The sequence below is a fragment of the Natrarchaeobius oligotrophus genome (assembly GCF_003841465.1).
GTDB classification, from domain to species: Archaea; Halobacteriota; Halobacteria; order Halobacteriales; family Natrialbaceae; genus Natrarchaeobius; species Natrarchaeobius oligotrophus.
The window spans coordinates 28,335-42,829 of the sequence record NZ_REFZ01000005.1; the positions used below are offsets into that span (position 1 = coordinate 28,335).

Genomic DNA, 14,495 nt, shown 5'->3' on the forward strand with positions numbered 1-14,495 from the left:
CGTCGGTGCGTCCACGCCGCGATTTTCGGCCCTAGTCGGCGAGCGAGAGGACGATAACCGCTCGCGTTCCACCGAGGCTCGGGTCGGCGTCGATCCTGAACGTACCGCCGGACTTTCGGACGACGAGGTCGACCATCCAGAGCCCGATGCCGGAGCCGTGCTGGAGGTCGGTCTCCTCGCCTGCGTCGAGCGCATCGATCTCGTGGCCGTCGATGCCGGGACCGTCGTCCGCGACGACGATCCGGACGCGGTCGTCGACCACGCGCGAACGGAGTTCGATCCGGAGTGGACGAGAGGCAGCGCCGTGGACGATCGCGTTCTGTAACAGCTCCTCGATCGCCCGCTCGAGGCTCGGGTGGGCGACGACGGAGAGGTCGGACGGCACCTCGTTGTCGATCGCGACGTCCGATCGGGCGTCGTAGCGTTCGGTGTGTCGCTCGACGATCCGGCCGAGTCGGATCGGCTCGTCGACCGTCTCCGTGTCGATGACCGACTCGAGTTCTTTCGCCTTCTCGCTGTGGCTGAGGAGACGATCCGCGTCGGCCAGGATCGCGTTCGCTCGCGCCGCGAGGCGGTCGTCGTCCGCGCGGTCGCGGATGAGCTCGGCGTTTCCGCGGAGGGTCGTCAGCTCGTTTCTGATGTTGTGTCGGAACACCCGCGACAGCACCTGCTTGAGCAGGTCGAGCTCTTGCTCTCGTTGTTTGAGTTCGGTGACGTCCCGCAGGACGAGCAGCGAACCGGTGACGACGCCTCCCTGTTCGATCGGGCGGACGTCCATCGTGAAGTGTCTCGTCTGTCCGTCGTCGTCGATCGACACCGGCGTTCCGCTCGCTCGCCCGCGCTCGTACTGCTCGAGGACCGACGGATACTCGCGACAGAACGTCGAGAGCGGCGTTCCGATACAATCGCGCTCGGGTCCGAACAGTCGACGAGCGGCCGAGTTGGCGTCGACGATCGTTCCCCGGGCGTCCACCGAAATCATCGCGTCGGGCATCGTCTCGACGGCCGTTCTGCGGCTGACCGGAGCGAGCGCGAACAGCTGGTATCGAAAGAGCGCGAGTCCCCAGAGTCCGGTCGTGACGAGAAACAGAAGCGGCGTCAGGTCGACGTACGCGGGGATCGCGTCCACGTTCCGAAAGAGGTGGGTGTTGAGCGCACCGGGAAAGCCGATAGCCCATCCGGCCAGCAGCAACAGGATCTGGCGTCGATGATTACCGACGGCGGAACGCAGGTCCTGTGCGAGGACGCCGGCGGGGATCATCACCAGCGTGACCGCGAATCCGATGTGGACGATGTACCACGGACCCAGCACGAACTCGCCGATTCCGGCGGGGTTCGCCGGCGTCTCCGGCGCGAGCACGAGGTGGTGCCAGGGGTTCGTCGCGGTGAGGACGACCGTGAGCGCCGGGACGAGCAACACCGCCGCGAGGTGCGAGCGTTTCAGCGAAATCCGTCCCCGTCGAGTGTACTCCCAAACGAGCAACGGCCAGCCGAGCATCACGAAAATCTGGAACAGGTGGCGGATCGTCGTGTTGACGAACACGGGCATGACCGCCGTCGGCCAGGTGATCAGCGCGAGCTGGATCGACCAGCCGACCATGCCGATCTCACAGAGGAAGAAGCCTCGGGCGCCGGGTTTCCCCCGGTTTCGAAACGCGTAGGCTGCTACCCCCGCGATCGGCACGGCACAGATCACCATCAGAAACGTCATCGACTGCGCCGCGCTGGGCATGCGGGATCACTCGAACGACTATCATACGCACAATTATAGGTATGGGCCGGTCAGTCCGCGCGAGACCGCGTTCGGTCGATCCTCGCGAGGACGCCGTCGGTCAGCCATCGGCGTCCCGACCGGTCGGCCGCCGCCGTCCCCGAACGCATTAGTGGCTCGCTCTCGCGCACTCTCCCATGAACATCGGAATCATCGCGGACACCCACGACAACGTAGCGGCGGTCGAGCGCGCGATCGAACTGTTCGACGCGGCGGGCGTCGAGGTCGTCGTCCACTGTGGCGACTTCGTCGCGCCGCCGGTGATCCCGCACTTCGAGGGGTTCGAACTCCACGGCGTCCTCGGAAACAACGACGGCGAGATCGCCGGCCTCGAAGCAGCGTTCGACTCGCTGGGCGGCGAGAGCGAACTCCACGGGCGGTTCGCGAACCTCGAGTTCGACGGCCTCTCGTTTGCGGTGTTACACGGAGAATCCAAAGCCGAGGTCGAAACGCTCGCGGCGGCCGAGACCTACGACGTCGTCTGTTACGGCCACCACCACGAACGAGAGTGCACGGAACGCGGCCGGACGACGCTGGTCAATCCTGGCGGGCACTTCCCCTCGATCCCCGCCGATCACCGGACGGTGGCGATTCTCGACACGCTCTCGGAGAGCGTCCGGTTCCGATCGGTGCTCGAGGCCGAAGGCGACGCGGCGGGCGGACCAAGCGCTTAACCTCGCCGAGCGAGTACCGGAGCGTATGCAGCACGTGAAGATTCCGCAGGAGCGAATCGGCGTTCTCATCGGGGAGGGCGGCGAGACGATGCGCGAGATCGAGGCGGAGGCCGAGGTGCGACTCGACATCGACTCGGAGAACGGCTCCGTCGCGGTCGAAACCGTCGGCGATCCGGTCCGCGGCCTGAAAGGCCCCGAAATCGTCCGCGCGATCGGTCGCGGCTTTCCGCCCGAGGACGCATTGCGGCTGCTCGACGACGAGATGATGCTGTTCGACGTCGTCGACATCGACGCCGCATCGCGCAACAAAAACGACATGAAACGCCAGAAGGGCCGTCTCATCGGCGAAGCGGGCCGAACCCGCGAGCTGATGGAAGAACTTTCGGGTGCGTCGGTCGTCATCTACGGCTCTACGCTCGGCATGATCGGCACCCCAGAACAGGTCGAGGCGGTTCGCAGCGCCGCCGAAATGCTCTTAGACGGCGCGCCCCACGGCGCAGTCTACTCGTTCCTCGAGGAGCGCCACAACGAGATGAAACACCAGGGGATGGAGTACCACCGGTTCCCCGGCAGTCAGTCTTGACCGTCGCGACGCGTCTCGTTTCGAGCGGGTTCCGATCGAGTTCGAGAACCATCCGGGCGAGGACTTCGCTCGAGCCCCCCTTTCCCGTCTTGCGATTATCGGTAGCCCACTCCGAAACACTTATATAGAATAGCAATCAATCTTTCCTTGACTATGGCACAACAGATGGGTAACCAGCCCCTCATCGTTCTCTCGGAGGACAGCCAGCGTACCTCCGGCAAAGACGCGCAGTCGATGAACGTCCAGGCCGGAAAGGCCGTCGCCGAATCCGTACGGACCACCCTCGGTCCGAAGGGAATGGACAAGATGCTCGTCGACTCGACGGGCAACGTCGTCGTCACGAACGACGGCGTCACGCTCCTCTCGGAGATGGACATCGACCACCCGGCGGCCGACATGATCGTCGAAGTCGCCGAGACCCAGGAGGACGAGGTCGGCGACGGGACGACGAGCGCCGTCGTCGTGGCCGGCGAACTCCTCAGCCAGGCCGAGGACCTCCTCGAGCAGGACATTCACGCGACGACGCTCGCACAGGGGTACCGCCAGGCCGCCGAGAAGGCCACCGAGGCCCTCGAGGAGATCGCGATCGACGTCGAGGAGGACGACGACGAGATCCTCCACCAGATCGCCGCCACCGCGATGACGGGCAAGGGCGCAGAGAGCGCCCGCGACCTGCTCGCCGACCTCGTCGTCAACGCGGTCCAGTCGGTCGCTGACGAGGACGGCATCGACACGGACAACATCAAAGTCGAGAAAGTCGTCGGCGGCTCCATCGAGAACTCCGAACTCGTCGAGGGCGTCATCGTCGACAAGGAACGCGTCTCGGAGAACATGCCGTACTTCGCCGACGACGCGAACGTCGCGATCATCGACGGCGATCTCGAGATCAAAGAGACCGAGATCGACGCCGAGGTCAACGTCACCGACCCCGAACAGCTCGAGCAGTTCCTCGAACAGGAGGAAGCTCAGCTGCGCGAGATGGCCGACGCCATCGCCGACGTCGGCGCCGACGTCGTCTTCGTCGACGGCGGCATCGACGACATGGCCCAGCACTACCTCGCCCAGGAAGGCATCATCGCCGTCCGTCGCGTCAAATCCAGCGACCAGTCCCAGCTCGCCCGCGCGACCGGTGCCCGTCCGGTCTCGTCGGTCGACGACCTGAGCGAGGACGACCTCGGATTCGCCGGCAGCGTCGCCCAGAAGGACATCGCCGGCGATCAGCGCATCTTCGTCGAGGACGTCGAGGACGCGAAAGCCGTCACGCTCATCCTCCGGGGTGGCACCGAGCACGTCATCGACGAGGTCGACCGCGCCATCGAGGACTCACTCGGCGTCGTCCGGACGACGATCGAAGACGGCAAGGTGCTCGCCGGCGGCGGCGCACCCGAAGTCGAGCTCTCGCTCGCCCTGCGCGACCACGCCGACTCCGTCGGCGGCCGCGAGCAGCTCGCGGTCGAGGCCTTCGCGGACGCACTCGAGGTCATCCCGCGAACGCTCGCCGAGAACGCCGGGCTCGACCCCATCGACTCGCTCGTCGAGCTCCGCGCCGACCACGACGGCGGCAACGAGGCCGCCGGACTCGACGCCTTCACTGGCGACACGATCGACATGGCCGAGGAGGGCGTCTACGAACCCCTCCGCGTGAAGACCCAGGCGATCGAATCCGCCACCGAGGCGGCCGTTATGCTGCTTCGCATCGACGACGTCATCGCCGCCGGCGACCTCGCGGTCTCCGACGACGACGATGACGAGGACATGCCCGCCGGCGGTGCCGGTGGCATGGGCGGCGGCATGGGCGGCATGGGCGGCGGCATGGGCGGCATGATGTAAGCCCGGCCGAGACCACCCAGCCACTCAGCGTCGATTTTCACCCTCTCGACTCGGTTCCCGAGATCGAATCAGTTTTTGCGGCGATGCCCGACCCCAGCGAGTGGGATCGCCGTACCACGCCGTCTCTCGAGTGTCCGTCCACAGCGCGGGTGACGGAGCGTCGATGTCACGTCCGCCGCCTGACCGGGGACCAGGGAACCGCACTCGCTCAATTACACCTAAGTGAACTCCCGAAAAATTCGTCCGCATGAACACGCTCCTCCTGGACAGCGGTGCCGTCGACGAACACGCCGACACGGCGGCCGTCATCGACGCCGTCGAACGCGCGTTCGAGGCGTTCGAACGAGGCCGAACGCAGATGCCCGCGAAATCGTACGTCGACCTGCCGCAGTACAACGGCGACTTCCGGTCGATGCCCGCGTATCTCGAGACCGACCGGTGGGACGCGGCCGGACTCAAGTGGGTCAACGTCCACCCCGACAACCCCGTCGATCACGGCCTCCCGACCGTCCTCGGAACGATGATTTACTCCGACCCCGAGACGGCTTTTCCGCTCGCGATCATGGACGGCACGACGCTGACGATGAAACGGACCGGCGCGGCGGCCGCGGTCGCGACCGACTACCTCGCGGTCGAAGACGCCGCGTCGCTCGGCATCGTCGGCGCGGGCGTCCAGTCGTACACCCAGCTCGAGGCGATCGGCGAAGTGCGACCGATCGAGGAGGTCGTCGTCGCCGACAAAGACGACGGTCGCATCGAACGGTTCGTCGAGGCGTTCGGCGACGTCTACGACGTCCGCGCCGGCACAATCTCCGAGGCCGGCCACTGCGACGTGCTCTCGACGGTGACGCCCGTCGAAGAACCCATCGTCGGACTCGAGGACGTCGGTGCGAAGACGCACGTGAACGCGATCGGTGCCGACGCAGCGGGCAAACACGAACTGGCCGACGAACTGTTGACGGCGGCGACGATCGTCATCGACGATCACGAACAGTGCACCCACTCCGGCGAGATCAACGTTCCGTACGGTGAGCGAGTGCTGACGGACGCGGACATTCACGCCGAAATCGGCGAACTCGTCGTCGGATCGAAGCCCGCGCGAACCGACGAGACCGGGATCACGGTGTTCGACTCGACCGGGCTCGCGATCCAGGACGTCGCCGCCGCACACGTCGTCTACGAACGAGCCAGCGACGCGGGCGGCGGTCTCGAGTTCGATCTCGTCGGCGTCGGACGGCCGTCGGAGTCGAACTAACTCCGGTGGCTCCACCCTCTACAGCCTCGTCGAACTCGAGGTCGCGATCGATCGATACGCTACAGCCACCGGGGAATCGATCCCGTCATCGCGAGTTCGTCGCAGTAGTGGACGATCGGCTCGTCGGCCGGCACAGGCAACCCGTTCGCCTCGAACATCGTGTTCTCGTAGATCGTCGCGTCGGCCGGTTGAAGCGGCCACGGATCGTGTGCGATCTCGCCGGTGAGAACGGTCCCGTCTCCGGGCGCGTAGAAGCGCCGGCGCTCCGTGAGCCAGTACTCGAGCGTCCCGGGTTCCGGACGGAAGACGCCACCAGTGGGTCGGTACGTCGCTGAAAACCGGACGGGCGCGTCGACGTGGCCGCCAGCACCGCGGACGTTCCCTCCTCGCGTACTCGAAAACGCGACCTGCGTTTCGTCGGAACCGACTCGTATCCTGGCGGAATGAACTGGCAATCGCGTCGATCGACCGACCAGCGACGCGATCAGCGGACTGGCCACGTCGACGCTGAAGAAAAACAGTCCCGGATCGCCGCGGTATCTCACGTACGTTCGGACGTTGAGCTCGGGAAACGCGGCTCTGAACGCCGACGGCGATCCGCGAATTCCGGCGTTCGTGAGCACGAACGGCACGACGCCGATCCAGGCCCGCCCATCGCGCGTCTCGAGCGTCAGTCGACCGGGAACGTGCGGTCGAACGGCGTCCGGGTCGACCGGCCAGTGAGCGAACAACCCGTGTCGCCACGTCATCGAAGCGACGTGGGGCGTCCTGGAGAGCGCTCGTTCGTCCATCCTCTCTCGAAACTGATCCGTACGTTGCTCGGTCATCTCGAGTAGTAGCGCGTCTATCCGTCGTACACCGAGCAGACGCATAAAATGGTTCATCAACTATCAGATTCGATGGAGGTTCGACGGTCCGAAAATCGGAGACGAGAATCGACGCATCGTAGTTAATATTGTAGCGTTAGAGTTTAAATATAATAGCGGGTTTAGTGGTTCTATAGGTAATAACCAGCAGTGAAGAGTAGTACGCTCGCGAGCTGTTCGGAGTGTGGCGGGAGGGTACGGAAATCAGGGACTGAGACCGTCTGCGAAGACTGCGGCCTCGTGGCGGGGGAGGACGCCCTCGACCGCGGTCCCGAGTGGCGGTCGTTCGACGACGCCGATACCGACAAACGACGAACCGGCGCACCGCTCACTCGCTCGAGACACGATCGAGGACTCTCGACCGAGATCGGGTACGGATCCGGATCCAGTTCGTACGACGCACGGCTAACCGGCCGAAAACGACGCCAGATCGCTCGCCTCCGACGCGAACACAATCGCGCACGAATCTCCTCGAAGGTGGAACGAAACCAGATCTACGGCTTCGCAGAAATCAGGCGGATACACGCGTTGCTCTCGCTTCCCGACGACAACAGGGAACAGTCCTGTGCGCTGTTCGAGTCCGCACAGTCGGAAGGCCTATTCCAGGGCCGATCGCTCGAGGGGTTCGCGGCCGCGTCGGTTTATGCGATCTGTCGGATCCGCTCGATCGCCAGAACGATCGACGAAATCGCGGGCGTCGCCCGGGCCGACGAGGACGAACTCAAAGTCGCCTACGACGCGCTGAATCGGGAACTCGGCCTTCCAACCGGCCCGATCGATCCCGCACAGTACCTTCCGCGGTTCGCCTCGAAACTCGACCTCGAAACGGACGTCGAACGACGCGCTCGCGAACACGTAGCGGCGTTGCTCGAGGAGGGACTGATCGGCGGTCGAAATCCGGGCGGCGTCGCCGCCGCCTGTCTCTACAAGGCGGCCCGCGACCGTTCGGAGTGGCCGTCGGTCACACAGGCCGACGCCGCGGACGTAGCCGACGTCTCCCCGGTGACGATCCGTTCGACGGTGACCGAACTCGACGAGCGGTGACCGATCGGCGGGCGGGACGATGACGGTGTTCGAGCGGTGGCTCCGCGTCGACTACGTCGTCCGCAGGGCGTCGGTACTCGGTTCGTACACCTCGCCTTTCTGTTTGAGTTTCTCGATCTCGTGTTCGGCTTTCGACTGGTCCATGCCGACTTCCTCGGCCCGCTCGAGGACGATGTCGACCGGCGCACCCTCGTCGTACTCCTCTTCGATGTCGGCGATGAGTCCTTTGAGGTTCTTGATCCGGTCGCGCTGGGACTTCGAAGTGCCCGCCTCGACGATGTCCGCGTCGAACTCGCCGGTTTCGGGATCGACGCCGATATCCTGCAGGCACGAGCGGACGATCTCGACGACGTGCTCGGCGTCGGACTGTTCGACCGTATCGGACAGGCGAATCCGAGCGCTCGCCTCCGAGAGCCGAACCAGCGCCTCGAGTTTTCGCGCCGTAACCGGAATCGGCGCGTCCTCGTCGGTCCCCTTCGAGCGCAGGTCGACGTAGAAATCACGGATGGTCTCGCGGGCCTCCTCGGTCATCCGCGGATGACAGTTCTGTTTCGCGAACGCGATGTACTTCCGCAGGAGGTCCGCGTCGATGTCGGGATCGACCGTCTCGGTCATCTCGTCGATCTCGTCCTGGCTCACGTCGAGCGAGGCCATCTGCTCACGCTGGGTCGTCAACTCGCCCGCGTAGTTGGTCGTCAAGATGTGTTCTGCGAGATTTCTGTCTTTCTCCTCGTCGGGCTGGTCGGTCACCGTAAAGATCAGGTCGAACCGCGAGATGAGTGCCGGCTCGAGGTCGATCTGCTCGCTGATCGGCTCGTAGTGGTCGAACCGGCCGTACTTCGGATTGGCCGCCCCGAGCAGCGAACAGCGGGACTTCAGCGTCGCGTTGATGCCGGCCTTCGAGACCGAAATCTTCTGTTGTTCGAGGGCCTCGTGCATGGCGGAACGATCTTCAGAGTTGTGGACGACCATGCCGTTCGCGATGAAGTTGTGGGTCCCCTCTACCGTGAGGTCGTACACGTAGTCGAAGTCGTGGTCATCGTCCCGTCGAACGCTGACTATTTCGCTGGGTTCGACGTCACGGAGGCCCGGATTCGCTGGGTTAGTGGTTGCGGTACCGCCGTCTGCGGCAATCGAGGGCGTGCCACAGGGCACGAGCGTTCGGTCACCTGCCTCGAGACTCGAAGCATCCCGCTCGACAATCGATCCGTTCTGGTAGACGAAAAACGGGTGATCGGGAGTCGATCGGAGTCGCTCTCCGCTTTCAGTGGTAACGTCGATCAGCTCTGTCGGTGTTTCGTACTGGTGGACAGCAGTTACGGGCCGGTCGACGATCGCTCCGGTCTCAGTCATCGTTCGAACGGAGAAATCCACGTCCCGGATCGTCCGGCCGTTCTCGAGTTCTTCGATCGAACCGTCTGCTACCGCATCATGTGCTAATTCCCGGATTGGTTTGATTCCATTACCAGCATGTACTAATGTATCTCCAGTGACACACCGCATCTTATCCAGCTCGTCGACCGCCGCGATCCCCTGATCCGCGAGAACTAACGCGCCTGCCTCGAGGGTCCACTGCTGTCCGTCGCCGAAGTCGTCCCGGACAGCAGCGGCGGTAAGCCCCGCCGAGGACGAACCCTTCCCGGAGGTGTAGACGGATCGAGGTGCAATATTCTGGATATACCCTAGCATCTGAGAGTTGTGCGAGATAACACCGTTCGAGACGTAGTTGTGGGTTTCCTCGACCTCGAGGTCGTACACCCAGTCGTCATCGGGTTCGAGCGTCTCCAGCGACGCAATTCGATCAGTACCAGCGGCGGCCGCAACCGTGATTCCGCCGTCAGGGCGGACACGTTCCGCCGAACGAGTGTGTGGGTCTATAGCCGGCGCAGCGACAGCAATCGCATCACCGATGTCGAGTTCCTCTGCACGGGTCGCTTGAAAGCCCCCAGCAGCATCGACGAACAGTGGATGCGATGGCGTCACCTCGAGTTCGCGGCCGCTCGAAGTTCGTATTCGATACATCTGTTCGGGCGCTTCTCGCTTCCACACTTTGATCGCACGCTGGGGAGCAATCGAACCGTCTTTCTGGAGAGACGGAACCTCGAGATCGACCTCGTCCCACCAGCCGTCATCGATCGGTTTCGGATCGTCGAGGTTCGACTCGACGAGCTCTCGAATCGGAACGGTTTTTCCGTCTGCGAGGGTGACCTTCGTGTCCCCGCGAACACACTTACCAGTACCCGGATCACCGATAAGGAGCATGTGCAGATCCCCGCGGATCCTCGAGCCGTCGGGCAACTGTTTCGTAACCCCCGAAAAGAGCTGGAAGATCATGGCGAGTTTCTCCTGTTCGTAGCCGTAGATCGAGGGGGCGATAGAGCCGACCATCCGCTCGTAGACGTCGTCCTGATTGGAGATCTCGTAGATCTTCTTTTTGTCCTCGTCGGTGATGTTCATGTCCTCGAACTGCTCTTCGTCGACTTCGACGGAGATCCCCTCCATGTAGAAATCGAAGACGGGAGATTTGTCCTGGCCGTCGCTCTGTTGCTCGAGGCGTAACACGCCGGTCGCGGAGACGTTGTCGCCGGGCGTGACCTCGCCGGTGATGTCGTCTTCGACGTGGACGTCGAGCGACTGTGGCGTCTCGCCGCCGCGAAGCCCCTCGGGACTTTCCTGAATGCGGAGTTTCTGGGAGTCGACGAACTCGGACTGGTCGAAGTTCACGCGAAACGGTCCCTGTCGTTCACAGCCCTGACACTCGTGGGGTTCCTGGAAGTTACCGCTGGACTGAGGGACGCGCGTGAGGGTGCCACAGAGCTGGCACTCGAAGGCGGCCTCCTCGATTTTGGGACGGACGTCGGTCGCCTTGCGGACGATACCACGCACCTGAACCAGGGAGTTCATATCGCGTGCGCGAATCTCCCGGATTTCGGGCGACTCCGTCTCGGGGAGATTTCGAATGCGGACGTGCGCCTGACCGAGGCTGACGTCGATCGGGAGGTCGTAGAGTCGAAGCGCTTCTTCGGCGTAGCGCTGGAGCTGTTCCGGCTGGTTCAGAAAGTCGTCCGCCAGATCGGGATCGAAGCGGTAGAGGTCTTGCCAGTCGATCGAAAGCGAGCGTTGCTCGTTTGGATATCGCTGGGCAAGCTGTTTGATCGCGTTGTCGTAGTAGTTCCGGAAGAACTGCTCGAACGCATCGACGAGTTCAGAATTTCCCGCTTGCGCCATTGCACTGTTGTTCGGCTCTCATCGGGTATAAATGGTGGCAAAGCGGGACGAAACTGAACGGATCGAGTTCGGGCCACGTCGAACTCGCCGCTCGTCGTCACCCGAACCGATCGGGGACGAACACGCCGTTTGCTGTATCCCTGTCGAGTACCGTGGCCACGACGGAGACGTTCGATTTCAATCCGTATGTATCTACACCCAAGCTGATTTGGTCTTCACAACTGACAATCCCGACCGGGCGGTGAGAGATTCCGCTCGGGGCGACTTCGAGTGCAAAGCGAGAGGGCCGGAATCGTCTGCAGGGGAAGTCCCGTCGCAGCGACTGCGCCGTCGGTCGAAACCGGCGTTGGATCCGGAACAGAACGCGCGTTCGATCAGTGACTCGCGTAGCCGGCGTCGGTTCGGCGAACGAGGTTCTTCGAGGTGAGCGACGTGAGTATCGGCAAGAGCGTAAGCTTCGAAAGGCCGAGAAGCTGTTGCAGGTCGGTTACGGTCGCTTCGTCCGTCACGAGAAGCGTCAGGTAGACGAGTTTCGCCTGCGGTGACTCGAGATCGTCCGGCACCGCTATGGATTGTTCAGTCGTGGACATCATCGCACACGAGACGCCAACGACGGAGCACATAAATGTTGGATGAGAAACGTGTGCACACACCAGTCCGCTCGAGGACGATCGAACTCGTCCCGAGGGCGTTTCCGCGGTACGCCGTGTGAGAGAAAACCACTTTCAAGAAAACCCTCACGAGTGAGGCAGTGTGCCTTTCACGGTGAGTTCATAACTGCCGACTGGTCTCACGGCAACCTGTGCCTCTGACACACCATTCCAGTGGGACCACTTCTTGCGGGCCGCGCGTTCTCGGCTCTCCACCACCGAACTCTCCACCTCGAACCGAGACGGAAAGAGACGTCACCAGATCCGGTTACGAAACCGCCACCTCGAGTGCAAGCCGGGCGAGGTGGGACGGCACTACCGGCGACGGTAGACGTGTGGAGTACGAGGCGACCGGGACGAAGGAGCTGGCGTCGCTCACGGAGTTACTCGCGACGAACCGGATAGAACCGCCCGAAATTCGAACCACGTTTGAGAACTGCGCTTCGCGCAGAACCTCTCTCTGTCTCAATCCGGTCACTTTCCAGTAGCTGGCGCTCGCGAATGTGCTCGCAGTAGCAATATGGGATCTCCCGGCATTGAATTAGGCTGTTTTCACGGTGCAGTACGGCGTAGATACAGAGGAAGGTGGCGCGGTACATCCAGACGCGTAGCGTACCCGGTTTCGGACGACCCTGCAGCGACGAGAACAGCGGTTGTCGACCGTGTTTATCTTGCTTATTGTGACGGATGATCTGGACGAACGTCGAGATCGTCTCGCACACGCGTTCGTTCGACGCGACGACTCGCTCAGCATCTGGTTTGTTCTTCAGCACTGTATTGAACAAGCAGGAATTCAAACAGTAGAGGCAGGTTGATTCGGACACCAACATGGGAAATATTAAAAACATTTATGTGCCCATATGATAATTATCCAATTGGTATAGATTTCAATAATATGAGTCGTCGAAGAATAATATCGCCAAGTGCATCTGCCATCGCCGCTGGCGGGTTGTTTTCTGGCTCTGCACTCGCATCAGATAGTCCGGAAGAAGAACCCACACTTTCTGAGTTGTATAAGGCGGTCACAATCAACGATGGAAAAGCAAAGGTGAAAGCAAATACTACACACGAAGGAATCACCATCCGAGGACAGGACGGTACGGTAGCAGCTGAAATCACTCCCCAGTACCTTGTGGAGGAAATTAATAAAGCCATAGATGACGGTTATCTAAAAGCAAGGGAGAAGGCTGGAGAGATCATGTTCGAAACTACCAATAAAGGAAACCAGATGATCGAGAAATTCGAACAGAAAGCGTCCCGAAGTACTACACAATCTTGTGGTGTTAGTAAGGTGGACGACGAGCATGTATATCTAAACAACACCGACACCAACGAGATCCAGTTTGGTCTGCAAATGGGGTCTGGGACGGGCGTGATCGCTGCCGCAATCGCTGGATATGCGGGTACTGGGATAGGTGCCGTAATTTTAGCCGTCGCTGCAGTCCTCGTCTCCTTAGGGGCCTCGCGTGTAGGCACGAGAAACCATGGGTGTGGTATCATAGTTGACGGTGAAGATGAATTCATAGAGCCGCAAGACTGCCTGGAACCATGCTGAAGGGATAGCAATATACACTACATAGACACCAAAATGTCGTTATGATCTCTTCTGGAATTGTAACAATCTATATGACATCACCAGCATTTCGCCAGCATGTCAAATGATAAAAGGGAGTTTCTCCAGAAACCGGAACGGCTGGATACGTCTTTTCGCGTAATAGCTGGTGCGTACGTGGCAGCGCTGATCACCCCGACACTGTTGCTCAGTATCGTAGAGCAGTTCAGGTTGAGCAATGAATTACTCGTGATCGGTGTATTCGGAGCAATTGGAACAACCATAGCTGCTGGCGTAGCTTGGCAAGTCGCTCACTTGGGAAAGATAGTTATCTTGCTCAACAGGAGTTGGATGAGCTGGCTACTTCCTCTGATAGGCATCGTACCGGTATTTGTATACTTTTCTGATGTGATTCGGTATCCTGCGTATATAATCGTCAATCCCGAAGCCACAACTGTAGAGAGTCTCATCGGATTTCTCGGATTCATTTTTGGGCTAGCCACTGTATGCCTGGGAGAGTTGCTTGTCAGCATGGCCCGCAATCGAGTGGCGAACGCGATGATTGACGACAAAGCAATCGATATCGAGTGGAAGGCCGGTTGGACGTGGATCGATCAATTCAAATTGCTGTCTGGAATGGTCGTTTGTACCAGTTTCTTCGTTGTGATGATTATCGGTTATTTCGGATGGGTTGAAGCCACTTTCTCCAGGGCCGTAATTGTTCCCGTCGGTATGTTACTCGTTGTACTAATCCTGATTGCTAACAATACATCCTCGAAGCGAACCTATCGTATCACGTCTGATGGACTAGAACAGCGTGGATCAGTTCAGTCACGTCTGTTCACACCATGGGAAGACATTGACGGGTTCACCGTAACCAACCGCACAATTGTTCTCCACCGAAAAGGACTTCGGCCCAATATTCGATTCTCCCGGCGGGATGTCAGACTTGATGAACAAAAGATAATCACAAAGTTACAAAAATATACCAAGCAGCGGAATGCATCGCACAACGCTGTTCAATTTGAAGATTGAAGGAGCG

Annotated in this window: 11 protein-coding genes; 7 read left to right on the forward strand and 4 right to left on the reverse strand. The window is 61.1% G+C overall.

All coding sequences use genetic code 11. The features are described 5' to 3' along the window. Nucleotides 1-31: 31 nt before the first annotated feature. Entirely contained in the window at nucleotides 32-1,732 is a 1,701-nt protein-coding gene (locus EA472_RS08520) for a histidine kinase N-terminal 7TM domain-containing protein (protein WP_124191091.1), read from the reverse strand. 176 nt (nucleotides 1,733-1,908) lie between these two features. On the opposite strand from EA472_RS08520, the gene EA472_RS08525 reads away from it, so the two are divergent. The 4 genes from EA472_RS08525 (at nucleotide 1,909) to EA472_RS08540 (ending at nucleotide 6,113) form a co-directional block, all read left to right on the forward strand. Continuing rightward, complete coding sequence (locus EA472_RS08525) at nucleotides 1,909-2,445, forward strand: metallophosphoesterase (RefSeq protein ID WP_124191092.1); 537 nt, start codon at nucleotides 1,909-1,911, stop codon at nucleotides 2,443-2,445. Nucleotides 2,446-2,470: 25 nt separating this feature from the next. Next, entirely contained in the window at nucleotides 2,471-3,028 is a 558-nt protein-coding gene (locus EA472_RS08530) for a KH domain-containing protein (RefSeq protein WP_124191093.1), read from the forward strand. A gap of 165 nt (nucleotides 3,029-3,193) precedes the next feature. Beyond that, nucleotides 3,194-4,858, forward strand: a complete 1,665-nt coding sequence (gene thsA / locus EA472_RS08535) for a thermosome subunit alpha (protein WP_124191361.1) — start codon at nucleotides 3,194-3,196, stop codon at nucleotides 4,856-4,858. Nucleotides 4,859-5,105: 247 nt separating this feature from the next. After that, entirely contained in the window at nucleotides 5,106-6,113 is a 1,008-nt protein-coding gene (locus tag EA472_RS08540) for an ornithine cyclodeaminase family protein (RefSeq protein ID WP_124191094.1), read from the forward strand. A gap of 59 nt (nucleotides 6,114-6,172) precedes the next feature. Here EA472_RS08540 and EA472_RS08545 read toward each other — a convergent pair whose 3' ends face one another. Next, entirely contained in the window at nucleotides 6,173-6,940 is a 768-nt protein-coding gene (locus EA472_RS08545; protein WP_124191095.1) for a YqjF family protein, read from the reverse strand. Between the two features lie 189 nt (nucleotides 6,941-7,129). On the opposite strand from EA472_RS08545, the gene EA472_RS08550 reads away from it, so the two are divergent. Next, nucleotides 7,130-8,023 carry a transcription initiation factor IIB gene (locus EA472_RS08550; RefSeq protein WP_124191096.1) on the forward strand — a complete coding sequence of 298 codons (894 nt, stop codon included), beginning with the start codon at nucleotides 7,130-7,132 and terminating at the stop codon, nucleotides 8,021-8,023. A gap of 51 nt (nucleotides 8,024-8,074) precedes the next feature. Here EA472_RS08550 and EA472_RS08555 read toward each other — a convergent pair whose 3' ends face one another. Further along, nucleotides 8,075-11,251 carry a cell division protein gene (locus tag EA472_RS08555; RefSeq protein ID WP_124191097.1) on the reverse strand — a complete coding sequence of 1,059 codons (3,177 nt, stop codon included), beginning with the start codon at nucleotides 11,249-11,251 and terminating at the stop codon, nucleotides 8,075-8,077. A gap of 374 nt (nucleotides 11,252-11,625) precedes the next feature. Beyond that, complete coding sequence (locus EA472_RS08560; RefSeq protein ID WP_207891141.1) at nucleotides 11,626-11,844, reverse strand: MarR family transcriptional regulator; 219 nt, start codon at nucleotides 11,842-11,844, stop codon at nucleotides 11,626-11,628. A gap of 952 nt (nucleotides 11,845-12,796) precedes the next feature. Between EA472_RS08560 and EA472_RS08570 the strand changes: the two genes are divergently transcribed. Both EA472_RS08570 and EA472_RS08575 read left to right on the forward strand, forming a co-directional pair. Continuing rightward, entirely contained in the window at nucleotides 12,797-13,456 is a 660-nt protein-coding gene (locus EA472_RS08570) for a hypothetical protein (protein WP_124191098.1), read from the forward strand. Nucleotides 13,457-13,552: 96 nt separating this feature from the next. Beyond that, nucleotides 13,553-14,488 carry a hypothetical protein gene (locus EA472_RS08575; RefSeq protein WP_124191099.1) on the forward strand — a complete coding sequence of 312 codons (936 nt, stop codon included), beginning with the start codon at nucleotides 13,553-13,555 and terminating at the stop codon, nucleotides 14,486-14,488. Nucleotides 14,489-14,495 lie beyond the last annotated feature (7 nt).